Source organism: Nonomuraea sp. NPDC054003 (assembly GCF_055585125.1).
The window spans coordinates 19,056-41,461 of record NZ_JBVJKR010000010.1; the positions used below are offsets into that span (position 1 = coordinate 19,056).

The window sequence follows — 22,406 nt, forward strand, 5'->3', positions numbered from 1 at the left end:
AGCGCGCCAGGAGGCCCGATGCCAGAGCATGCGGACGTCGTCATCGCCGGAGCACGCTGCGCGGGTTCGTCCACCGCGGCGGCCCTGGCGCGGCGCGGATGCAAGGTGATCGTCGTGGACCCGGCGCGGTTCCCCTCCACCACGGTCTCCACCCATCTGCTCTTCGCGTCGGGGGTCGCCGAGTTGTCCAGGGTCGGCGCCCTGGAACGGGTGGAGAAGATCGGCGCGCCCAAGCTCTCCCGCGCCTTCGTCGGCGGCCCGGGCCACGCCGCCTCCGGCCGCTACACCCCGATCGACGGCATCGACTACGGCCTGTGCGTGCGGCGGACCGCGCTGGACGCGGCCCTGGTCGAGACGGCCCGCGAGGCCGGCGCCGAGGTCAGGGAAGGCCACCGCGTCGTCGACCTCCTGTGGGAGGGCGGCCGGGCCGTGGGCGTCAAGGTCAGCGAGCGCGGCGGCCGGGAGTACGAGGTGCGCGCCAACCTGGTCGTCGGCGCCGACGGGCGCCGCTCCACCGTCGCCCGGCTGGCGGGCGCCGAGCGGCCGCGCGCGTTCCACGCCAACGGCCGGGCCTGCTACTACGCGTACTACGAGGACCCGCGGGAGGAGTGGCGCACGACCGCGGCGATGTGGCTGACCGGGCGGGAGCTGGGCAACGCCTTCCCCTGCGACGGCGGGCTGACGATGGTGCTGCTGATGCCGCCGGCCGAGCGGGCCGCCGACTTCAGGGGCGACCTGGAGGCGGAGTTCGCCCGTACCGTCGGGCTGGTGCCGGGGCTGGCCAAGCGCCTTGAGGGGTGTACGAAGGCGACGAAGATCGTCAGTTCGGCGGCGCATCCGTCGTACTTCCGGACCTCGGCGGGGCCCGGCTGGGCGCTGGTCGGCGACGCCGGGCACTTCAAGGACCCGGTGACGGCCCAGGGCATCCGCGACGCCCTCAGGTTCGGGAGGCTGCTGGGCGAGCGGGTCGCGGGCGTGGTGGACGACGCGGCGGCCGTCGACGAGGCGACCCGGGCCTGGGAACGGTCGCGTGACGCGCAGTGCCTGATCATGTATCACTGGACGAACCTGCTCGGGCGCGGCGACGGGCTCGCGTACGTGCAGATAGAGCTGTTGCGAGGGCTGACCGAGGGGCCCGGCGGGGTCCGGCGGATCCTGGAGGTCTACTCCAGGATCCGCGACCCGCGCGAGACGCTGGCCATGGGCGGCATGATCAAGGCGGTCGCGCGCGCGCTGCGCGACAACCCGCGCTCCCGCCTGGCCGTGCTGAAGGCGACGGCCGAGACGCTGCGGGAGATCGCCGGGCATCACGACGAGGCCAGGCGGCTGCTCCGCCCCGCCTCATGACCGCCCGGCGGGGTCCGACGCGCTGACCGGTGCCGTCCCGGCTTGTGAAGGGTGTCCGGTGGTCATCGGCTCGGCCCCGCCCTGTGAGGGGTGGGCGATCAGCACGTAGCGTTCGTCGCTGATCGGGCGGCCCCACAGGGCCGGATCGGTGAGTTGTTCGTGATGGACCACCCGGGCGATCGGGGCGAGCGCCTGGGCGAGCCGCTCGGCGGGGACGCCGCCGAGCCAGGGCAGCGGGGGCGACGGCGACGCGTACGGGGTCTGCCCGGGGGCGTCCCAGCGGCCTTCGACCAGCACCAGCCGGCCGCCCGGCCGGAGCAGCCCCAGCCAGCGGCGCAGCGCGTCCTCGGGCGCGGGCAGGGTCCACATCAGATGGCGTACGAGGATCGCGTCGTAACGCGCGCCGGCCTCGACGGGCGGGTCGGCGGCGTCGCCGACGTGCAGGGGTACGCCGAAACCCGCCTGCTCCAGCTTCAGGCGGGCCTGGTCGATCATGCGCGGGGAGAGGTCGACGCCCGTAGGGCGGTGGCCCTGCCGGGCCAGGAGGAGGGTCAGCGAGCCCGTGCCGCAGCCCAGGTCGAGGATGTCGGAGGCCGCGCTGGGCAGCCACTGGGTGAGCCTCAGCCACCAGGCCGCGCGGACGTGCGGGCTGCGGAGACCGTGGTCGGGCTCCTGGTCGAAGGCGTCGGCTGATGAGTCCCAGTAAGTCGAGATGGGAGCGAGATCGGGTGTCGGCACCCGCGCAGTCTCGCAGCGGGCGCCGACAGTTTCCGCGCGGCGTTCAGGCGGCCGGGACGGCCTGGCTCCACCAGGTGTTCCAGCGCGCCTCCAGATCCGCGAACTCCTCGTCGGTCCGCCTGTACGTGGTCAGGATCATCATGGCGACGCCCTCGGGGTGGACCGGGACCGGCGGGGTGTGGGCGACCACGAGGAGACCGTCGCCCCAGCCGTCCACGGTGAGGCCGAGCTGGTGGTCGGAGCGGAACCAGACCGTGCCCGCGAGCGGCTCGCCGGTGGGGGCGGCGTGCTCGTACGGGGCGCCGGGAGCGAGGCCCGCGAGCGCGTCGAGGCCGGCGGCGGCCAGCGGCGGGGTGGTGCCGTTGCCCGAGAGGAAGACGGTGCGCCGGTCGGCGCCGGGGTGGCGCTCCAGGGCGAACTTGAGCTGGTGGATGAAGGTGACCCAGCCCTCGTTGACGTCGTCGTAGTAGGCGTCCCACTCGGTGTCGCCGCTGAGCGGGGCGCGGGTCATGCGCAGGTGGGTGCGGCCCTCGCCGGCGTCGGTCAGCTCGAACCTGTCGCCGCCCTGGACCTCCATCCAGTGCTCCTGCGGCGACTCGGTGACGTGCTCGGCGTAGATGAAGTCGATCTCCTTGTCGAGGCCGTCGAAGTGCCAGCCGTGCCAGCGCCGGATCTGCTCCGGGTCGCGCAACGCCCGCCACACCTCCGCGACCGGCGCGGAGATGGTGACCTCGACGGTGAACCGCTCTTCCGTCATTTGCCTGGCTCCTTGTGTGGGGTGGGATGGCCGCCGGCGGTGAGGCGGTAGGGCCTGCCGCCGGCGGTGTCGTAGCGGGCCGCGACGCGGGAGACGGCCTCCGCCAGCTCGTCGGTGAAGCGGTGCACGTCGCCGGGCTCGGCGAAGCGCACCTCGGCCTCCAGCGTGAAGGTCAGCAGGCGGACGCCCTGCCGGTCGGCCTCGGCGGCCATCCGGGTGACGTCGCGTACGGTGCCCGCGGCGACCTCGACCAGGTGCTCGGCGGCGTGCCGGTCGGCGATGCGGGCGAAACCGGCGTCGACCTCGGACGGCTCGGCGGGGGAGCCGAGCACGCCGGGGTCGACGAGGAAGGCCTTGGCCGTGGCGCGCATGACCCGCTCGACGCAGCCGCGGCGGCGGCGCTCCTCGACGAGCTCGACCAGCTCCTCCTGCTCCAGCACCTTCAGGTGGTAGCCGACCCGCTGGCGCGGCATGTCGAGCTCGGCCGCGAGCTGCACCGCCGACGCGGGCTCGCGCAGGCGGGCGAGGAGCTGCCTGCGGATGGGCGTCAGGGCGACGCGCAGGCGCTCGGGCTCGTCCATGAGCGACATCTCGGTGGCTGCCATACGGCGATGAAACCATTGGACAGTTTTTTCTGTCAATTGGACGAGTGTGTATTTTTCGCGATTGCGCCTGATACGTGGAGTTATGCACGGTAATGAGCAGGCCGCTGCCGCACCGTAGGGGACGAACATGAGCGGCGCTCGACCGATCGCCGCCGGAGATCTCATACGGGGTGAAATCCATGAACAGCATCAAGCGTGGCGTGGCTCGGGTGGCCCTGCTCGGCGGCCTGGCGGCCGGCGTGCTGGCCGCGATGCCCGCCGCGGGCAACGCCGTGGCCGGTGAGCCGACAGTCACCAGGAGCGGCGGCACCGTGACCATCACGGCGCCGAACATCGCCAGGGCCGACAACGTGACCGTCCAGGAGGTGAGCGGCCGGCTGCACGTGTTCGGCGCGGTCGTCGCCGGGACGGGCTGCACCACGGTCTCCGCCAACGAGGTGAACTGCGGCTCCGGAGTCACCACGGTCAACGCCGCCCTGGGCGCGGGCAACGACCGCTTCTCGTCGCTGGTCGGCGTGCGGGGGACCGTGGACGGCGGCACGGGCGGCGACGTCTTCCTGGCCGGGCGCGGCTTCCGCGGCACCGGTCTGACCTACGTGGGCGGCGGCGGCGCCGACACCGTCGACTACGGCTCCAGCGGCACCCCCGTGAAGGTGAGCAAGAACGGCGCCGCGGACGACGGCCGGCCCGGCGTCGACCTCGACAACGTCGCCTCCGACGTGGAGACCGTCCGCGGCACCGTCGGCGCCGACACGCTGATCGGGCACTCGGGCGCCGACACGCTGATCGGCGACCAGGGCGCGGACACCCTCGACGGCAAGGGCGGCGACGACGTGATCGACGCCCGCGACGTCCAGGGCACCAAGGACACCCTGGTCGACTGCGGCACCGGCACCGACCAGGCGTTCGCCGACCAGGCGGACGCCCCGGTGTCCTGCGAGACCGTCTCCAAGTAGAGAACCCGGAGCCCGGCACGAGAACTCCCGCGCCGGGCTTCGTCACATGATCCATTAAGTCGCTATATTTCGCCCATGCCTCCCCAGGACGAGACGCACGACGAGGTGCTCCCGAGCATGGACGACCCACCGGCAGGGGAACGGTGGCTCGCGCCCGCGCTCAGGGAGCAGCGGCTGTACGAGCTGTGCCGCGAGGGCGGCGACGAGGCGCACCTGGCCTACCTGAGGATCGTCGCGGCGGAGGGGCTCTACCGGCCGGTGGCTCTCGGGCAGGCCGTGGGCAGCGACGGCGCCGCGCCGCTGCACGTGACCACGCTGCCGGACGGACGCCGGCTCGTGCAGGTATACACGGTGGGCGTGCTGCCCCGGCCGCATCCCGACGTGGTGTACGAGTTCATCACGCTGCGGGGCCTGATCTCGCTCTGGCCGCGGGACGTACGCGTCCTCCTGGTCAACGGGGCGACGCCGTGCGCGCGGGCGTTCCTGGCCGGGGAGGACGAGCGGGAGACCTGGCTCGGGCTGCACGACGAGCTGTTCGAGCCCGACGGCACCTGCGACCGCATCGAGACCCGCCGCACCGGCATGCCGCACGACGAGGGCCTGCTGCGCGGCCTCGCCTGCGGGGCCCACCTGTGTTACGGCAACGGCGACGCCTGGAACACGCTGGACTGGCACGGCGCCGGCTACAGCAGCGAGGTCGAGCGGCTGGCCGGAAGCTGGGGGATCGACGGCCACGACAGCTGGCTGGACACCACGGAGCTGCTGCTCGCCGCCGAGCTCAGCCCGTGGGTGTGGGACTACGTGCTCGGCGCCCGCCTCTGGCTGGCCCAGGAGACGGGCGAGCGGCGCGTCGACCCGGTGGTGTGGCGCGACTGCGTCGAGCAGAGCATCCGCTCGCAGCTCCAGGACGAGGTCTCCGGCGAGGAGCTGGACGACCTGGCGGCGAGCCTGCGCGGGCTCGCGGGCAAGATCATGCGGTACGAGTCGCGCTTCCGGGCCGACGGCCTCCTCCCGCCCGACGGGTACGTGCGCACCGTCGCCGCCTGGGACCTGGGCCGCGCCACCATGGTGGCCCGGTGGGGCCGCGGCGCCCGGTACGCCGGCGAGCAGGAGGTGCACGCCGCGGTCGAGCGGGCGGGCAAGGCGGTGCAGGCCGCGTACGGTTCGTGGCCGGAGTTCTCGGCCGGCTACATCCTCGGCCGCTGCCTGCACTTCGACGAGGAGACGTTCGGCGACTGGTACACCACGGTCCTGGACGCCCACCGGGCCCTCCTGGCCGCCCCCGACAGCCCGTGGAACACGGTCCCCCTGCACTGACGGCTAGCCGCGGCCCGCGCCCCCGGCGCCGCTCGCGCACACGGTGGACCGGGTGTGGAAGAGGCCGTAGTGCTTGCCCCAGTAAATGCGGCCCGTCGCCATGACGCAGCCGCGCGAGATCTTCAGCCGGGCGGTGTCGGTGCGGCCGGTGTACCAGCCGCGCCTGGCCGTCGACTGCAGCTGGCCGTCACACCGGCCGAAAGCGCTGCTGGGGCGGGCACAGTGCTTCAGCATGATCGTCATGTGCTTCCTGGTGCCCCAGGTGGCGTTCGTGGAGTTGAGGTACGCGCAGGCGGTCGAGGTGCGGGAGTCGTAGAACACGTGGATGTACGCCGCCTTCAGCATCTCCCGCGTGTGGACCGCCTCGCGCATCACCCGCTTCCCGGAGCAGGTCGGCAACTGAGTGGACGACTGGGCGGACGACTGGGCGGACGCGGCGGCGGGCAGACCGGTCAGCGCGGCGGCGGCGACGAGCCCGACGATCAGGGATCGCATGATGTCTCCTCAAGGCTTCGGCTCGCACTGCTGTGCGAGCATGAGTGGTTCGCAAGACGCAGGTTGACCCCGGGCCGCTGGCGGGGCCAGAGGGTGCATGGCGTGCAATCGTGCGCGGCCTTGCACCCCTGGCTTCACCTGCGGTTCCACGGTCCGGCGAACAATTGCGGGAGGGGGTGCGCGCCGGGATGGGGACGTTCGAGGAGCTCGTGGACCGGCTCGCCGCGGCGCTGGACGAGGCGGCGGAGGGCATCAGGGAGGCGCTGCGCTCGCGGGGACGCCCGCAGAAGTACCTGGCGAACCGGGTCGCCGACGCCAGCCCTTCGCTCATCTCCCGCTGGCTGTCGGGAGCCCGCCAGCTCGCCGACCGCAACCGCCTGCCCGGCGAGGAGGCGATGCGGCAGATCGCCACCGCGCTGGAGCTGCCCCCGGAGCGGGCCCGGACGCTGATCGCGCTCGGCCGCGGCATCGACGAGCTGCGCAAGCGGCTGGAGGGCGAGGAACGCGGCTGGCGGGCCAGGGCCGCCGAGCACCGCGGCCGCGAGGCCGCTCTCCAGCCCGCCCCGTCCCCCCGCCGGTCGGTGCCGCTCCTGACCGCCGCCGTCGCCACCGCGACGGCGGCGGTGATCTCCTTCCTGGGCGGGGTGCTCGCGGGCCGGAGCTGGGGCACCGAGCCGCCGCCGTCCGTCGCCGCCACCGTGACGGCCGGGCAGGGCGCCGGGGACCGCTGCAGCACGTGGGCCGACGCGGGCGACGGCGTCCAGCTGGAGGCGTGTGTAAGGATCCGCGACGGCCGCATGCTGATCAGGAGCCGGCTGCGCGGCCCGGTCGGTACCCGCGCGGACATGGTGGTGCAGGCGTACGACACGTTCCTGGAGAAGCCGGTCACCAAGGAGCTGAAGTGTCACCGGATGCACCTCACGTCGGAGGGCCAGATCCAGACGTGCGGCTGGCACGAGATCAGGCCGCCGTACGGGCCGGAGTACGCGGCGCGGGCCGGGTGGCGTGAGACCGGTGACGGCCCGTTCGGCGGGCACGTGCTGAGCTCGGGCCTGCGCTGGTGAGGGCGGCGGGGCGCGTCCCTTGACGCACCGGGTTGGTATGCCCAAACCTGGGGAGGTTTCTTCTCCTAGCCAGGGGAGCGCCGGTGGGCGAGAGCACGATCCGGGACCGCGGGGTGGCGCGCTGGCTCGCCGCCCTGGCGCTCCTGCTGGTGGCCGCCTGCGGGTCCGGCGACGCCGGTGAGCCGCCGGTGAACGCCGACGACGTGATGTTCGTCCAGATGATGGTGCAACACCACCGGCAGGGGATCGAGATGGCCGGGGTGGGCGCCGAGCGGGCGACCACGGAGGAGCTGAAGACGCTGGCGGCGGCCATCGTGAGCACGCAGCAGAGCGAGGTCGAGATGATGCTGCGCTGGCTGCACGCGTGGGGGCAGCCGATCACGCCGCCCGACGGGGCGCACGACCACCACGGCGGGCTGCCCGAGACCGACCGGAAGAAGATCGCCGCGCTCAGGTCGGCGAAGCCGTTCGAGCCGGAGCTGCTGAGGCTGCTCCTGGCCCATCAGGACGGGGCGGTCCAGATGGCCGCTCAGGAGGTCCGCGATGGCGTGAACCACGAGGCGACCCGCTGGGCGGCTCAGGTGCAGGAGTCGCGCAAGGCGCAGATCGAGCAGATGCGGCAGCTGCTCATCAAGGTCGCCGGCTAGGAAACAGCTTCCGCCATGGACACGTATGCGGATAAGTGATTAGATCACTTGATATGTCAGAGGTAGCACGGCCCACCCTCTCCGACGCGCTCACCGAGCGCATGCTGGAGCTCATCCGCGAGGGCGGGCACCGGCCCGGTGACCGGCTGCCTTCCACCCGAGAGCTGTCCCAGCGGTTCGCCGTCACCACGCCGACGCTGCGCGAGGCGCTGCGCAGGCTGGAGGCGACGGGCGCGATCGAGCTGCGGCACGGGTCCGGCATCTACGTCGGCGCCGCCATCGAGCGGCTCGTGCTGCCCAACCCCAACATGCGCGCGATGCACGCGCCCAAGCTGCTCGACCTGCTGGGCGCGCGCATCGTCATCGAGCCGCCGCTGGCCGCGATGGCCGCCGGGCACGGCACCGAGGCGGAGCTCACGGCGCTCAAGCGGGTCCTCGCGGACGCGGAGGCCCACCTGCGCGGCCAGGACGCCGAGTTGCACGACGCCAACATGACCTTCCACCGGGCCACCGCCCGGATGGCGGGCAACACCGTCCTGCACGAGGTCGTCGACTCGCTGCTCACCGTCCACGCGGCCGAGCAGCAGGCGATCCTGCAGATCTTCGACGACCGCCGGCGCGACTACGAGGAGCACCTGGCGATCCTCCAGGCGATCGAGGCGCGCGACGCCGCGGCGGCCGAGGAGCGCATGCGGGCCCACCTGGTGGACGTGAAGACGGTCATCGAGCAGAGGTTGCACCACCCCCCCGAATGATCAAGGAGGCCGGGAACATGGTCCGGTCACGAGTGGCCACGATCGGCATGGCAGCCGTCCTTCTCGCCGCCTGCGGCGGGAACGGCGCCGAGGCGCCGAAGCAGAAGACCGAGCTGACCCTCTACAACGACAAGGGCGCCTGGAGCGAGTACTTCGAGCAGATGGGGGCCCTGTCCAAGCAGTCCGTCGGCCTGAGCATGAAACCGACGGGCTACACCGACTCCGCGCAGTATCAGGCGTTCATCAAGGCCTCCTTCCGCACCAACGTCAAGCCCGACCTCTTCACCTGGCAGACCGGGGGGATGCTGGCGGAGATCGTCAAGCAGAAGCAGGTCGCCGACACCACCGCGATCTGGCAGGAGGCCGTCGCGAACGGCGACCTGCCGCAGGACCTGGCCCCCTACTTCACCGTCGACGGCAAGCAGTACTGCGTGCCGCTGAACGTCGCGTACTGGGGCATGTTCTACAACAAGAAGATCTTCGACGAGCACGGGCTGCGGCCGCCCGAGACCTGGGACGACCTGGTCAAGATCGCCGACACCCTGAAGCAGAAGGACGTCAAGGCGTTCTACCACACCAGCGTGCTGTTCTCGTTCGTCTGGTTCGAGCAGCTCATGGCCGGGATGGACCCCGACCTGTACGACCGGCTGTCCACCGGCCAGGCCAAGTACACCGACCCGGGTGTGGTCGCCGTGATGCGGAAGTGGAAGGAGCTCATCGACGCCGGCTACTTCATCAACCCGGGCGACAAGACCGACCCCGGTGACGTGCTGAAGAACGGCAAGGCGGCGATGGTGTCGTTCGGCACCTGGTTCAACACGAGCATGACCCAGCGCGAGATGAAGGCGGGCGAGGACTACGGCTTCTTCGTCATCCCCAACGTCGACGCCTCGCTCCCCAAGACGTCCATGATCTTCGAGAGCGGCCCCCTCTGCTCCCTCGCCGAGGCGCCCGACCCGGCGGCCAGCGCCAAGTACCTCAAGTGGTGGACCACCGCCGAGGCGCAGGAGAAGTGGGCCACCGCCCGCGGCGACGTGAGCGCCAACCCCAAGGTGGAGATCGCCGACGAGGCGCTCGGCCAGGTCACCAAGGACGCGGGCAGCGGCGAGTACCGCCTGGTCAACCGCTACTTCGAGGCCACCCCGCCGCCCATCCTGACCGCTGCCCTGGACGGTTTCTCCAAGTTCGTCACCGACACGAGCACGCTCCAGGAAGTGCTGGAAACCATCCAGAAGGAGGCCGACGAGTACTGGAGCACGCACCAGTGATGCTCGGGCGGTTCAGGTACGGGTACGTCGCGCCGGCCGCGTTGCTCGTCGCCGGGTTACTCTATGCGCCGTTCGTGTGGACGGCGTACCTGAGCCTGACCCGGTACGACGGGCTCGCGCCGGCGGAGTGGGTCGGCCCGGCCAACTTCGTCAAGCTGCTCGACGACCCCGTCCTGCTCACCTCGGTGCGCAACACGCTGATCTGGGTGATCGGCACGATGGTGCTGCCGGTCGGGCTGGGCCTGCTCGTCGCCGTGCTCTCGTACGACATCAAGGGCGGCGGGTGGTACCGGCTGCCGTTCATGCTGCCGTACGCGCTCAGCGGCGCCGGGCTGGCCCTGGTGTGGAGCCCGATCCTGTCGCACGACGGGGTGGCCAACAACCTGCTCGGCGTCGACACCGCCTTCTTGCAGGAGGCGCCGCACAACACGATCGCGATGCTGCTGGTCTGGACGTGGCAGCAGCTCGGCGTGAACACGCTGCTGTTCGTCGTCGGGCTGCAGTCGATCCCGAAGGAGCCGATCGAGGCGGCCAGGCTGGACGGGGCGTCCGGGTGGCAGCTGTTCCGGCACATCATCTGGCCGCTGATGCGCCCGCTGACGGCGGTCGTGGTCGGGCTGGCGCTGGTGGCGAGCCTGAAGACGTTCGACATCGTCTGGGTGCTGACGCAGGGCGGGCCGGGCCGCAACTCCGAGACGCTCGCGGTGACCATGTACAAGGAGACGTTCGTGGCCAGCGACTACGGCTACGGCTCGGCGGTGGCGGTCGTGCTCACCGTGGTGACCGGGCTGGCGTCCTACCTCTACCTCAGGAGGCAGGTGCGATGATCCGGCGTGCCGTGCTGATCGTGCTCGGCCTGATCTGGCTCGGGCCGACCTACCTGCTGCTGGTGAACGCCTCCCGGCCGGCGGACTCCTACGACCCGTCGCGGGCGTGGGCGCCGCCGGAGGACTTCTCGCTGGTGACCAACTTCCTGCGCGCGCTGGACAGCGCCGACCTGGGCGCCAGCCTGGCCAGCACCGCGCTCTACAGCGTCGTCTCGCCCGCGCTGGGCGTGCTCGTCGGCGCGCTGGCCGGCTACACGATCGTGGTGCTGCGGCTGCGGCACGGGTTCTGGTGGTTCCTGCTGATCTTCGGCGGCACCGTCTTCCCCGCGCAGATGCTGCTCGTGCCGCTCTTCGTCGGCTACAGCGACGCCGGACTGTACGACAGCCGCCTCGGGATGATCCTGATCTACACGGCGATCAACGTGCCGCTGGCCGCGTTCGTGCTGCGCAACTTCTACACCGGGGTGGCGTTCTCGATCTTCGAGGCGGCCCGCATGGACGGCGCGTCCACGTTCCGCATCTTCTGGCGGATCTACCTGCCGCTGTCGACCAGCGCGCTGGCGGCCGTGTTCATCCTGGAGTTCACCTTCATCTGGAACGACCTGATCTTCGGCCTGACGCTCACCCAGACGGCCGAGGTGCGTCCGGTCATGACCGCCCTGGCCGGGCTGATGACCGACGTGTACGCCGGGACGCCGGTCCCGGTCGGCCTGGCGGCGGGCCTGGTGGTCTCGCTGCCCACGGTCGTGCTGTTCCTCGCCACCCAGCGGCTGTTCGCCCGTGGCCTTTCTCTAGGGAGTGTGTGATGACGAGCCGGTTGCTGCAGCGGAGCCTCGGTTCCCCGGACTACGACGGGATCCGCCAGGCGCTGCGCACCGACACCTCGACGCCGGTGATCAGCCTGCGCGGGCTGGAGGTGCGGGTGGCGGTGCTGCCGCTGTTCACCCACGACGGCCGCCAGGCGGTCCGGGTGTCCAGCACGGTGCCGCTGACGCACGTGCTGGTCGGCGTCGACAGCGCCTCAGGCACGGACGTGACGCTGCTGGTGCCGGAGGTGGACGGGCCGCGCACGCTGACGCTGGAGTGCCGCGACGCCGCCGGGGTGGTCGGCACCGCCCAGGTGACGGTCACGCCGCAGCGCAAGTGGACCGTGTTCGTGGTGCACCACTCGCACCTCGACATCGGCTACACCGACCCGCAGGGCACCGTGCTCCGCCACCATCTCGACTACCTGGACGCGGCCGTGCGGCTGGCCGACGAGACCGCCTCCTGGCCGGACGACGCGAAGTTCCGGTGGACGGTCGAGTCGTCGATGCCCGCGCTGAAGTGGCTGGACGCGCGCCCGCCCGAGCAGGTCGACCGGTTCGCCGAGCTGGCCCGCGAGGGCGTCATCGAGGTCACCGCGCTGCCGTTCCAGCTGCACACCGAGGCCTGCTCCACCGAGGAGCTGTACCGCCAGCTCCGCTTCACCACCAGGCTGGAGCGCGCGTACGGGTTCGCCACCCGGTCGGCCATGCACACCGACGTGCCGGGCGCGGTCGTCGGCCTGATCGACGCGCTGTCGTCGGCCGGGGTGCGCTACCTGGCCGCCGCGCACAACTGGGCCGGCCGGTCCGTGCCGTACCTGCACGGCGGGGAGAAGCTGACCCGGCCGTTCCGCTGGCGGGCGCCGAGCGGGAACGAACTGCTCGTGTGGTTCACCGACACCCCGCACGGCATGGCGTACATGGAGGGCAACACGGTCGGGCTGACCGACTCCTACGAGCTGGCCGACGACCTGCTGCCGCGCTACCTGGCCGCGCTGGCCTCGCGCGGCTACCCGTACGGGCCCGGCACGTTCGGGTGGCAGGGGCCGGACGCGCCGCGCGAACCGTACGAGCTGGACGTGCTGCACCTGCGGGTGCAGGGCGCGCACGCCGACAACGCCGGGCCGTCGATCGTGCCGGCGTCGATCGCCCGCCGGTGGCGCGAGCAGTGGGCGTGGCCGCGGCTGCGGTCGGCGGTCAACAGCGACTTCTTCGACCACGTGGCCGAGCACCACCACGACAGGCTGGCCGTGCACGAGGGCGACTGGACCGACTGGTGGGCCGACGGGCTCGGGTCGGGGGCGCGTCCGCTCGGGTACGTGCGGCGGGCCCAGGCCGCGCTGCGCACCGCCGAGACGCTGCACACGCTGGCCGGGGCGGACGCCACCGAGCAGGTGGACGCGGCCTACGACAAGGTGGCGCTGTTCAACGAGCACACCTGGGGCGCGGCCAACCCGTGGGAGGACGCCGAGGAGGCGGGCGACTCGGGCGGGCTGCAGTGGACGCGCAAGTCGTCCGGCGCCTACGACGCCCAGGACGACGCGGCGGACCTGCTCCAGGCCGCCACCCGCCACTTCGCCGCCGCGCTGACCGGCGCGGAAGAGCCGGCCGCCGTGCTGGACGGCGGCACCGGAGGGCCGGCCCTCGCCGGGATCGGCGTCGCGTCAGGGGACGGCGCCGCTCCCGGAGAGGGCGCGCTCGCGGCCTTCGCGGTGTTCAACCCGGGCACCGCGCGGCGGACCGACGTGGTGCGGACGTTCCTGCCCAGGGACGTGGTGGCGGTGGACGTGCCGATCGCGCTGGTGGACGCGCGCACCGGGGAGCGGTTGCCGCACCACGAGGAGTACGTGGACCCCGACGACTGGCCGACCCGGCCGATCGGGCGGCACATCCACGCCGTGGTGCCCGACCTGCCCGGGTACGGGTACGTACGGCTGGATGTCGTCAGAGGCGAGACCCAGGCGCCGGAACCGGTCGAACCGGACCTCGGCGGAGTGATCGAGAACGAGTTCTACCGGGTGACCTACGACGTCCGCGAGGGCTACATCTCCTCGGTCTTCGACAAGAAGGCCGGCCGGGAGCTGGTCAACCAGGAAGCCGCCGCCGGTTTCGGCCAGTACGTCTACGACCGCTACGCCACCGCGCCGCACTTCAACCACCTGTCCGGGCACGTCGGCGCGCACGACCGCACCCTCCTCGGCGACCGCGCCATCGCCGGCAACGCCACGATCGTCAGGGCCCAGCGGACCGCCGTCGGCGAGAAGCTGGTCGTCGAGCTGCGGGGCAAGGGCGTCGACTGGCTGCGCACCACGGTCGAACTGCACCACGGCGTGCCCCGGCTGGACCTCACCTACCAGCTGGCCAAGCAGGGCACCCCGGCCAAGGAGGCGGTCTTCCTGGCCTTCCCGTTCGCCACCGGCGAGGCGACCGCGTGGGAGCTCACGGGCGGCGTGGGCGGCCCCGACGTGCCGAGCGTGCCGGGCTCGGCCGCGTACATGCTGCCCATGCGGCACTGGATCGCGTTCGACGACCCCGAGCTGACCGTCGCCTGGGCGACGCTGGAAGCGCCGCTGGTGCAGCTCGGCACCATCCACATGCCGTACGCGCCGTTCCCGCCGACGCTGGACGAGGAGCCGGGCACGGTCTACTCGTGGGCGCTCAACAACATCTGGGACACCAACTTCCCCGCGCAGCAGCAGGGCGAGACCACCTTCCGGTACGCGGTCCGTTCGGCGGCGGGCGTGCCGGGCAGGCGGCTGGGGGCGCTGACCGCGGCGGGGCTGACCGAGCCGTTCACCGGCGCGCTGCTGCCCTCCCCGTCGGCCGAGCCGGCGCGCGTGTACGTGTCGGTGGACCATCCGGACGTGCTGGTCACCTCGCTCGGTCAGGCGGGCGGCGAGCGGGTCGTGCGGCTGCGGTCGCTGGCCGCCGAGCCGGTCGAGGTGACCGTCGAGCTGCCCGGACTGCGTGCCGCCCGGGTGAGCGCGGGGCTGGACCGCGCGGCGGAGCCGCTCCAGGTGACGGGCGAATCGGTCAAGGTGCGGATCCCCGCCTGCGGGGTCGCCGCGGTTTGGGGGACTTGTGAAGATCGTTGACATCCGGGCCACCACGGTCGCCGTGCCGCTGGAGGCCCCGCTGCGGCACAGCAACGGCGCACACTGGGGCCGCTTCGTGCGCACGATCGTCGAGGTCGAGGCCGACAACGGGCTGGTCGGGCTGGGCGAGATGGGCGGCGGCGGTGAGAGCGCGGAAGCGGCGTTCCGCGGCCTGCTGCCGTACCTGCGCGACCACGACCCGTTCCAGCTGGAGACGCTCCGCTTCAAGATCGCCAACCCGACGGCGTCGCTCTACAACAACCGGACCCAGTTGCTGGCCGCCATCGAGTTCGCCTGCCTCGACCTCATCGGGCAGCAGCTCGGGGTCGCGGTCTGCGACCTGCTGGGCGGGCGGATCCGCGACGAGGTGCCGTTCGCCTCGTACCTGTTCTTCCGCTACGCCGCCGACGGCTTCGCCGAGGTGCGCACGCCCGAGCAGCTCGTCGAGCACACGCGGGCGCTGAAGGCGGCGCACGGGTTCACCGTCCACAAGCTGAAGGGCGGCGTGTTCCCGCCGGACTACGAGCTGGAGTGCTACCGCGCGCTGGCCGCCGCCTTCCCCGGCGACAGGCTCCGGTACGACCCGAACGCGGTGCTGTCGATGGCCGAGGCCCTGCGGTTCGGGCAGGCCATCGAGCCATTGGACAACGACTACCTGGAGGACCCTGTCCTCGGACTGGAAGGGCTCCGGCTGGTGCGCGAGCGGGTCCGGGTGCCGATCGCGACCAACACCGTGGTGGTCAACTTCGAGCAGCTCGCCGCGAACGTGCTGCGCCGCGGGGCGGACGTGGTGCTGCTCGACACCACCTTCTGGGGCGGCGTCCGGGCGTGCGTGAAGGCGGCCGGGGTGTGCGAGACGTTCCAGGTGGACGTGGCCGTGCACTCGTCCGGCGAGCTGGGCATCCAGCTCGCGACCATGCTGCACCTCGGCGCGGTGCTGCCGAACCTCACGTACGCCGCCGACGCCCACTATCACCAGCTCCGCGACGACGTGATCGAGGGCGGCAAGCTGGCCTACTCCGGAGGCGCCATCCCGGTGCCGTCGGGGCCGGGGCTCGGCGTGCGGCTCGACCGCGACCGGGTGGCCCGCTACGCCGAGCTCTACAAACGCGAGGGCGGCTACCCCTACGACCGCGACCCGGGGCGGCCCGGCTGGTTCGCTCGGGTGCCGAACCAGCACTTCGCCGACCCGACCGTCCCGGCGGAACTCTGAGCTTCGCCGTCCCGGCGGAGCCGAACCCCTCATACGTCGGCCCTGCCATACGTCGGCCCTGCCATACGTCGGCCCTGCCATACACCGGTCCGGCCGCTCCGCCGGTGTTTCCCGGCGTCTACCTCGTTCTGGCCGAGTTGGGGTGATGACGTTTGGGCTTCGCCGTCTTTGCGGAGCCGTGGCGCCTTACCGGTTTGGCCGTGTGACGTTGCAGGAGGGTGGTGGCTCGCTGGACGCGCTCGTTCAGGTCGGCGCGCAGGAGGGCGAAGCGGCCCGCGTGCTTGTGGACGAGCGCCCGCTGGAGCGCGGCGTCGGCCGCGAACCAGCGGGCCACCAGCCCCGACGACCACTTGCACACGACGTCGGCCACGGCCGTGCGCTTCTCGTCGGCGCTGATCGCGCGCTTGTCGAGGTCCCACCGGGGATCGCCGATCGCCGCCTCCGGTGACGGGTACGGGTGGCCCGCGTCCCGCATGCAGGCCACCCATCCCGTGATCGCCTCACGGACCTCGGGCCGTGTCGAGGAGCGTTCGAGAGTACGCGTGTCCCGCTGGGCCAGCCAGTCCCACGGAGCCCGCTCCGAAGGCGCGAGCCGCTCCGCCGCCCGCCCCTCGCACCAGGGCAGCACGTACAGATGACGGCGAGCCTTCTCGCCCCGCCGAGCCTCCCCCGAACGGCCGCCCCGCCGAGCCTCCCCCGAACGGCCGTCCCTCCGCGCCGCACCCGAGCGGCCGGTCGTCTCGGCCTGGCGGGCGGCACCCGAGCGCCCGGTCGTCTCGGCCTGGCGGGCCGCACCCGAGCGGCCGGTCGTCTCGGCCTGGCGGGCGGCACCGGAGCGGCCGGTCGCCTCACTCCGACGGGCCGCACCGGAGCGGCTGGTCGTCTCGCTCCGACGGATCTTCCCCGCGCGGTTGGTCGTTTCGGCCGTACGGGTCTTTCCCGAGCCGACCTGGCGGACCGTACCTGAGCGGTCGGTGGTTTCGGTGGTACGGGTCTTCCTGGAGCTGCTGGTCGTTTCGGAGCGGTCGGTCCGGCGGGTTCTTCCCGCGCCGTCGGTCTTCCCAGGCTCGGCCGGTTCGTCGGTGGTGGGGAGGTGGTAGCCGAAGCGGTGGGCCTGGTCGTGGTCCACGACGCCGTAGCGGCGGGAGTTGCGCGGGTCGGGCGGGGCCGGCAGGAGCCGGCGGGAGATGCCGCGGCGCTTGAGGCAGCGGGAGACCAGCGAACGGTGGGCGGTGTCGAGCAGCGCCCGCTGGCCCGGCGTGGGCTTGTAGGCGTCGAACGGCAGCAACAGGTCCTCGGCCGAGGCGACGGCGGGCTCCTCAGGAAGCGGCGCGTGCGTACACCCGGCCGCCAGCGACAGCGCCAGACCCAGGGCGAGGAGCCGGTTCACCGGCACCAGATGTCGAGCGAGCTGACGCGGTTGTTGCCGATGGCGTTGTTGGCCAGGAAACCGTCGCCCGTGGCGTGGTCCAGCGTGCTGTGGGCGCCGGTGAAGTGGGGGTTCTGCCAGAGCGTCACCGGGCAGCCGAGCCGGTTTCTCGCCGAGCTGGTCGCGTTGTCCATGGTGTGCCAGGAGTCGGTGTAGTCCCATTTCAACCACGTGTCGTCGGCCAAGTTGGTGTCGTCGTGGACGAAGTCGCGCCAGAGGTCGACCTGGCTGCGGTTGAACGCGAAGCCCGCGTACAGGCAGACCCGGCCCTGGAAGCAGGCCCCGCCCGGGCTCGCCTCCGCCACGCCGGGGACGATCAGGGCGAGCAGGACGGCGGCCACGACGGTGGACAGCCTCAAGAGGACCTCCTTGGTCAGTGCGTTCCCGGGGATGTCGCTAACCTAGCGTGCGCGTACGCATACTCCAGGTCATGGCGCGTGTCTTCCGGTAAAGCCGGTGGCGTAATCCGCAATGGTCGTGTCATTGACGCCCCGAAGGCCCGGCCCAAGCATGGAAGCCATGAAGAGGCGGATCGTCCTGGTGGTCTACGAGGGCTTCCAACTGCTCGACCTGGCGGGCCCCGCCGACGTGTTCGCGGCGGCGGACCTGGTGACGAGGGGCGGCTACCAGGTCGAGGTGACGGCGCCGAGGGCGGGCCCGGTGGCCGCGCAGCACGGCGTCGAGGTCGCCGTGCGGACGCCCCTGCGCGAGGTCGGCGGGCCGATCGACACGCTCGTCGTCGCCGGGGGCATGACCACGATGACGCACGCCCGCGACCCGGAGACGCTGGAGGAGATCGTCAGGCTGTCACGGGCGGCCCGCCGCACCGCGTCCGTGTGCAGCGGCGCGTTCCTGCTGGCCGCGGCGGGGCTGCTCGACGGCCGGCGGGCCACCACCCACTGGCTGGTCGCCGACAAGCTCGGCGCGTGGTACCCCGGGGTCACGGTCGAGCCGGACGCGATCTACATCCGCGACGGCCACCTCTGGACCTCGGCCGGGGTCAGCGCCGGCGTGGACCTGGCGCTCGCGCTGGTGGCCGACGACCACGGTCACGAGCTGGCCCGGCGGGTGGCCTGCGGGCTGGTCGTCTACCTGCACAGGCCCGGCGGGCAGAGCCAGTTCAGCATGCCGATGAGCCTCCCCGCCCCGCGCGACGAGTCGCTGCGCGAACTGCAGGCGTTCATCGACGCGAACCCGGCCGCCGACCTGAGCGTGCCCGCGCTGGCCAGGCGCGCCGGGATGAGCGAGCGCCACTTCTCCCGCGTCTTCACCGAGCAGACCGGGACGTCTCCGGGCAGGTACGTCGAGCGCAGCCGCGCCGACACCGCCCGGCGGCTGCTGGAGATCACCGACCATCCGCTGGACCGGGTGGCCCGGGAGTCGGGGCTGGGCCGGCCCGAGACGCTCTACCGCGTCTTCCGCCGCCACCTGCGCGTCTCGCCCGGCGACTACCGCCGCCGGTTCCACACCAAGGAGAGTTGATGCACGTCGCCATCCCCCTCTACGACCGGTTCACCGCGCTGGACGCCGTCGGACCGTACACCGTGCTGGCGTTCGCGCCCGGCTGGACCGTCACCTTCGTCGCGGCCGAGCCGGGACCGGTGACCGACGACCGGGGTCAGCTGAGCATCGCCGCCACCGCCGGCTACGAGGAGGTGCCGAGGCCCGACGTGATCGTGGTGCCGGGCGGCATCGGCACCTTCGAAGCGCTCGCCGACGAGGCCCTGGTCGGCTGGATCCGCGAGGCCGACGCGCACACCCGCTGGACCACCTCGGTGTGCAGCGGCTCGCTCCTGCTGGGCGCGGCGGGGCTGCTGCGCGGGCGCCGGGCGACCAGCCACTGGGCGGTCACCGGCTTCCTGGCCGACACGGGCGCGCGGGCGGTCACCGAGCGGGTGGTGGTCGACGGCAAGATCGTCACCGCCGCCGGGGTGTCGGCCGGGATCGACATGGCGCTCACCCTGCTCGGCCAGGCCGCCGACACCGAGACCGCCGAGGCCGTGCAGCTCGTCATCGAGTACGACCCGGACCCGCCGTTCGACGCCGGGGCGATCGGGAAGGCCTCCGACGCGTTGCGCGAGCGCGCGGCGGCCCTACTCCGGTAGCGCCGCAGGGTTCCTGGCCAGCAGGCCGCCGTCCACGCGGTGCTCCGCCCCGGTGATGAACGACGAGCGCGGGCCCGCCAGGAACGCGACCAGCTCCGCCACCTCCTCCGGCCGGGCCACCCGGCCGAGCGGGTGCGCGGCGCCCCACCGCGCCACCTGCTCGTCCTGCGACAGCTCGCCGCGCCACAGGTCGGCCGCCCAGCGCAGCATCGGGGTGTCGACCGAGCCGGGGCAGACCGCGTTCACCCGGACGCCCTGACCGGCGTGGTCCAGCGCCATCGCCCTGACCAGCCCGTTCAGCGCCGACTTGCTGGCCGTGTAGGCGGCCACCTGGGTCTGGGAGGCGAACGCCTGCACCGACGAGACCACCACGATCGAGCCGCCGCCGCGCTCGGCGAGCCGGGGCACGGCCGCCTTGCAGGTCAGGTAGACGCCCTTGAGGTTGACGTCCAGGACCTCGTCCCAGACCTCCTCGGGGGTGTCGACCACGGTGCCGTAGCGCTGCACGCCCGCGCAGGTCACCACCACGTCCAGGCCGCCGTGGCGGCTCACGGCCAGCTCCACCAGGTCGCGCATGCCGGCGGCGCTGCGCACGTCGGCGACCACGCCGGTGACCCGCTCGCCCTCGACCGCCGCCCCCTCGTCGGCGCCGCAGAACACCACCGACGCGCCGCCCGCGGCCAGCCGGTCCACGACCGCCCGGCCGATGCCCATGGACCCGCCGGTGACCAGCGCCACCTTGCCGTCGAACTCACTCACGCCAGCACCTCCGCACGCATCGACAGGGCCCTGGTCCCGCCCGGCCCCAGGGCGAGGGCGGTCCCGTTGGCGACCGCCGCCGCCAGCCCGTCGGTCGGCATGCTGGAGAACGGCTCCAGCCCGACCGTGTACGCCCGGCCCCACCAGGGATATCCGGTGGTGGCGCCGAGCTCCTGCCACAGCCACAGATAGGGCAGCACCTCGGCGTCCCACTCCACCCGCAGCCCGATGTCCGCCATGATCTCGTACCAGCCGGTCTCGAAGCCGGTCAGGTAGACGATGTCGCTGGGCGCGCCCCGTTCGGGGATCACGCTCAGGTCGACCTCGCCGCCGCCGTCGGCGGGCACGACCGGCCAGTCCCACGGCCCGCCCGCCTTCACCCTGCGCCCCTCCGGGTTGATGGCGCTCGCGTGCGGGATCACCCGCACGCCGTCGGGCAGCCTGATCCTGGCTCCCGGCCGCAGGAACGGCATCCCGTACACCAGGTGCTGCCCCCACATGGCGTGCAGGGTGAGGCCGGACTCGTTGGCGGCCCGCCCGTCGATCTCCAGCGCGGCGATGCCCGACCGCAGGCGGAGCGTCCGTTGCAGCCGGTACGGCAGCCGCCTGGTCCGTACCGAGAGCCGGATCGCGACCTCGCGCTCGGAGTCGGCCACGACCTCGTACTCCCACGGCAGGCCGGACACCTCGCCGTGCTGCGCCAGCCGGGCGCCCCGGTACTCGCTGGGCGCGCCGCCGTTGGGGAAGACCTCCTGCCAGCCGCCCTCGTAGTGGTCGACGAACTGGGCCACGTCGTCGGCCGCGCCGTGCAGGTACTCGCGCGGGTCGCGCAGGCCCTGCGGGGAGAGCCAGACGAAGTCGGTGTCGGTGGGCTTGTGCAGGAACTCGACCACGTCGCCGCCCTTGCCGGGCAGCACGGTCACGCGGAGCAGCTCGTTCTCCAGCGTGACCGCGCGGAGCCCGCCCACGCTGCCGTGGCGCAGGCGGGCTCCCCAGTTGCGGTTGATCGTCATCCGAATCTCACGTCGATGAACCTGGGCCGGTAGATCGACACGTCCCGGTAGTGGTCGGTGTTGACGAAGCTGTTGACGTTGTACGAGACGACCAGCCCGTCGCCGTCGACGGCGGGGTGGGCGTGGGCGTTGTAGGTGAAGATGTTCCCGCCCGTCTCGGGGGTGGTGTAGAGGAGCTGCTTGCCGGTGAACGGGCCGGTGGGGGAGCACGACGAGTACGCCACGATCCGCGCGCTGAGCACCTCGGTGGTGTCGTGCGTGATGAGCACGTAGCCGTCGCCGATCTTGGTCACGCTGTACTCGTTGGCCACGCCGTCCATGACGCGGGCCGAGTCCGCCTCGTCGGGCGACCACGTGCCGTCGGCGGTCAGGAACTCCCAGGCGCCGAGCAGGCTGTCGCCCTTGACCCTGGCGACGTGCATGTACTTGGGCGAGCCGTGGTCCTCCACCCCGTAGACGTACGTGTGACGGCCGTCCTTGAGTATGCCGGAGGCCCAGGCGACGCCGTTGCCCGACGGCAGGTCGTGCACGCTGAGCGGCCGGTCGAGCCTGCCCTGGGGGAACCTGGCCACCACGTTGCGGTGCCAGCGCCAGTCCCACGCACCCGGGCCGAAGCGCTCGTACTCCTGGTAGGTCACCTCGACGATGCCGCCGGCCAGCGTCACGTCGCCGGCCCAGTACCAGTGGTTCTGGTCGCGGGGCGGCATCACGGCCTTCGGGGCCTGGCTCGTGCCGCCGGTGATGGTGCGCAGCCGGCCGTCGCGCTCGACGGCGAAGGAGTTGTTCAGGAAGACGGTCGTGCCGCCCTCCTCGACCACCGGGGGGCGGGAGCCGTCGGGGTTGACCTGGCCCAGGAAGGTGTCGGAGAACACCCACAGCTCGCGCCCGTTGGGCAGGCGGACCGAGTAGGTGCCGTCGGCGCCGGTCCAGTCGTCGAGCCGGCTGTTGTCGTCGCCGTAGGTGGTGAAGAGCGTGGTCAGCCGCTGGTTGACCGAGGAGCCCTGGAAGGCGGGGGCGCAGTCGGATGCGGCCGCGGCGACGGGCTGGGGGAGGGCGGTGAGGGTGGACAGGGCGAGTACCAAGGAAAGGAGTGCTGCTCTGAGTCGCGCCATGACACGTCCTAGGGGTGGGGGTTCCCTACAGTTCTAGTCATCAGATCACTTACTGTCTAGACCTCACGCCGCCAGGAGGACCCGGTGAAAACGGGGTG

General features: G+C 72.3%; 22 protein-coding genes. 13 read left to right on the forward strand and 9 right to left on the reverse strand.

Annotation, left to right across the window (positions count from 1 at the left end):
- Positions 1-18: 18 nt before the first annotated feature.
- Positions 19-1,347 (forward strand): NAD(P)/FAD-dependent oxidoreductase, encoded by a 1,329-nt coding sequence (locus ACZ6YG_RS25755; protein WP_148035656.1) that lies wholly within the window; start codon positions 19-21, stop codon positions 1,345-1,347.
- Here ACZ6YG_RS25755 and ACZ6YG_RS25760 read toward each other — a convergent pair.
- The 3 genes from ACZ6YG_RS25760 to ACZ6YG_RS25770 are packed head-to-tail and all read right to left on the reverse strand — an operon-like array spanning position 1,342 to position 3,447.
- The gene (locus tag ACZ6YG_RS25760; protein WP_271275291.1) at positions 1,342-2,085 is read right to left on the reverse strand and encodes a class I SAM-dependent methyltransferase; all 744 of its coding nucleotides are present in this window, start codon (positions 2,083-2,085) and stop codon (positions 1,342-1,344) included. The two genes, ACZ6YG_RS25755 and ACZ6YG_RS25760, sit on opposite strands and share 6 nt — an antisense overlap.
- A gap of 43 nt (positions 2,086-2,128) precedes the next feature.
- Positions 2,129-2,842 carry an SRPBCC family protein gene (locus ACZ6YG_RS25765; RefSeq protein WP_466019408.1) on the reverse strand — a complete coding sequence of 238 codons (714 nt, stop codon included), beginning with the start codon at positions 2,840-2,842 and terminating at the stop codon, positions 2,129-2,131.
- Positions 2,839-3,447, reverse strand: a complete 609-nt coding sequence (locus ACZ6YG_RS25770) for a helix-turn-helix domain-containing protein (protein ID WP_466019409.1) — start codon at positions 3,445-3,447, stop codon at positions 2,839-2,841. The genes ACZ6YG_RS25765 and ACZ6YG_RS25770 overlap by 4 nt, the downstream gene beginning before the upstream one ends.
- Before the next feature lie 179 nt (positions 3,448-3,626).
- Here ACZ6YG_RS25770 and ACZ6YG_RS25775 point away from each other — a divergent pair, with 179 nt between their 5' ends.
- Both ACZ6YG_RS25775 and ACZ6YG_RS25780 read left to right on the forward strand, forming a co-directional pair.
- Positions 3,627-4,403, forward strand: a complete 777-nt coding sequence (locus ACZ6YG_RS25775) for a calcium-binding protein (protein WP_466019410.1) — start codon at positions 3,627-3,629, stop codon at positions 4,401-4,403.
- A gap of 75 nt (positions 4,404-4,478) precedes the next feature.
- Positions 4,479-5,720 carry a DUF1266 domain-containing protein gene (locus ACZ6YG_RS25780; protein WP_466019411.1) on the forward strand — a complete coding sequence of 414 codons (1,242 nt, stop codon included), beginning with the start codon at positions 4,479-4,481 and terminating at the stop codon, positions 5,718-5,720.
- Between the two features lie 3 nt (positions 5,721-5,723).
- Here the strand turns inward: ACZ6YG_RS25780 and ACZ6YG_RS25785 are convergent, their stop codons facing one another.
- The gene (locus ACZ6YG_RS25785) at positions 5,724-6,215 is read right to left on the reverse strand and encodes a hypothetical protein (RefSeq protein ID WP_466019412.1); all 492 of its coding nucleotides are present in this window, start codon (positions 6,213-6,215) and stop codon (positions 5,724-5,726) included.
- A 188-nt stretch (positions 6,216-6,403) separates the two neighbouring features.
- Here ACZ6YG_RS25785 and ACZ6YG_RS25790 point away from each other — a divergent pair, with 188 nt between their 5' ends.
- From ACZ6YG_RS25790 to ACZ6YG_RS25825, 8 genes are all read left to right on the forward strand, one after another.
- On the forward strand, positions 6,404-7,279 hold the full coding sequence (locus tag ACZ6YG_RS25790) for a hypothetical protein (RefSeq protein WP_466019413.1): 876 nt from the start codon (positions 6,404-6,406) through the stop codon (positions 7,277-7,279).
- A gap of 83 nt (positions 7,280-7,362) precedes the next feature.
- On the forward strand, positions 7,363-7,926 hold the full coding sequence (locus tag ACZ6YG_RS25795) for a DUF305 domain-containing protein (RefSeq protein ID WP_466019414.1): 564 nt from the start codon (positions 7,363-7,365) through the stop codon (positions 7,924-7,926).
- A gap of 53 nt (positions 7,927-7,979) precedes the next feature.
- Positions 7,980-8,681: a FadR/GntR family transcriptional regulator gene (locus ACZ6YG_RS25800; RefSeq protein WP_219545052.1), complete on the forward strand. Its 702-nt coding sequence runs from the start codon at positions 7,980-7,982 to the stop codon at positions 8,679-8,681.
- A gap of 17 nt (positions 8,682-8,698) precedes the next feature.
- On the forward strand, positions 8,699-9,949 hold the full coding sequence (locus tag ACZ6YG_RS25805) for an ABC transporter substrate-binding protein (RefSeq protein WP_466019415.1): 1,251 nt from the start codon (positions 8,699-8,701) through the stop codon (positions 9,947-9,949).
- Positions 9,949-10,776, forward strand: coding sequence for a carbohydrate ABC transporter permease (locus tag ACZ6YG_RS25810; RefSeq protein ID WP_148035647.1), 828 nt, complete (start codon positions 9,949-9,951; stop codon positions 10,774-10,776). Before ACZ6YG_RS25805 ends, ACZ6YG_RS25810 begins: the two co-directional genes overlap by 1 nt.
- A complete protein-coding gene (locus ACZ6YG_RS25815; protein WP_364229106.1) occupies positions 10,773-11,582 on the forward strand; it encodes a carbohydrate ABC transporter permease in 810 nt (269 codons plus the stop codon). Before ACZ6YG_RS25810 ends, ACZ6YG_RS25815 begins: the two co-directional genes overlap by 4 nt.
- A complete protein-coding gene (locus ACZ6YG_RS25820) occupies positions 11,582-14,677 on the forward strand; it encodes a glycoside hydrolase family 38 N-terminal domain-containing protein (RefSeq protein ID WP_466019416.1) in 3,096 nt (1,031 codons plus the stop codon). The genes ACZ6YG_RS25815 and ACZ6YG_RS25820 overlap by 1 nt, the downstream gene beginning before the upstream one ends.
- Positions 14,664-15,890 (forward strand): enolase C-terminal domain-like protein, encoded by a 1,227-nt coding sequence (locus tag ACZ6YG_RS25825; protein WP_466019417.1) that lies wholly within the window; start codon positions 14,664-14,666, stop codon positions 15,888-15,890. The genes ACZ6YG_RS25820 and ACZ6YG_RS25825 overlap by 14 nt, the downstream gene beginning before the upstream one ends.
- Before the next feature lie 118 nt (positions 15,891-16,008).
- Here the strand turns inward: ACZ6YG_RS25825 and ACZ6YG_RS25830 are convergent, their stop codons facing one another.
- On the reverse strand, positions 16,009-17,280 hold the full coding sequence (locus ACZ6YG_RS25830; protein WP_466019418.1) for a hypothetical protein: 1,272 nt from the start codon (positions 17,278-17,280) through the stop codon (positions 16,009-16,011).
- The gene (locus ACZ6YG_RS25835) at positions 17,277-17,678 is read right to left on the reverse strand and encodes a peptidase inhibitor family I36 protein (RefSeq protein WP_187281525.1); all 402 of its coding nucleotides are present in this window, start codon (positions 17,676-17,678) and stop codon (positions 17,277-17,279) included. The genes ACZ6YG_RS25830 and ACZ6YG_RS25835 overlap by 4 nt, the downstream gene beginning before the upstream one ends.
- A 160-nt stretch (positions 17,679-17,838) precedes the next feature.
- Between ACZ6YG_RS25835 and ACZ6YG_RS25840 the strand changes: the two genes are divergently transcribed.
- Entirely contained in the window at positions 17,839-18,801 is a 963-nt protein-coding gene (locus ACZ6YG_RS25840) for a GlxA family transcriptional regulator (protein ID WP_466019419.1), read from the forward strand.
- The gene (locus ACZ6YG_RS25845) at positions 18,801-19,424 is read left to right on the forward strand and encodes a DJ-1/PfpI family protein (RefSeq protein WP_148035640.1); all 624 of its coding nucleotides are present in this window, start codon (positions 18,801-18,803) and stop codon (positions 19,422-19,424) included. Before ACZ6YG_RS25840 ends, ACZ6YG_RS25845 begins: the two co-directional genes overlap by 1 nt.
- Here ACZ6YG_RS25845 and ACZ6YG_RS25850 read toward each other — a convergent pair.
- From ACZ6YG_RS25850 to ACZ6YG_RS25860, 3 genes are read right to left on the reverse strand one after another with little or no spacing between them, the layout of a single operon-like run.
- Positions 19,413-20,183: an SDR family NAD(P)-dependent oxidoreductase gene (locus ACZ6YG_RS25850; RefSeq protein WP_148035639.1), complete on the reverse strand. Its 771-nt coding sequence runs from the start codon at positions 20,181-20,183 to the stop codon at positions 19,413-19,415. The two genes, ACZ6YG_RS25845 and ACZ6YG_RS25850, sit on opposite strands and share 12 nt — an antisense overlap.
- Positions 20,180-21,196 carry a DUF4432 family protein gene (locus ACZ6YG_RS25855; protein WP_466019420.1) on the reverse strand — a complete coding sequence of 339 codons (1,017 nt, stop codon included), beginning with the start codon at positions 21,194-21,196 and terminating at the stop codon, positions 20,180-20,182. Before ACZ6YG_RS25855 ends, ACZ6YG_RS25850 begins: the two co-directional genes overlap by 4 nt.
- Complete coding sequence (locus ACZ6YG_RS25860) at positions 21,193-22,308, reverse strand: DUF4185 domain-containing protein (RefSeq protein ID WP_219545064.1); 1,116 nt, start codon at positions 22,306-22,308, stop codon at positions 21,193-21,195. The genes ACZ6YG_RS25855 and ACZ6YG_RS25860 overlap by 4 nt, the downstream gene beginning before the upstream one ends.
- Between the last annotated feature and the right edge of the window lie 98 nt (positions 22,309-22,406).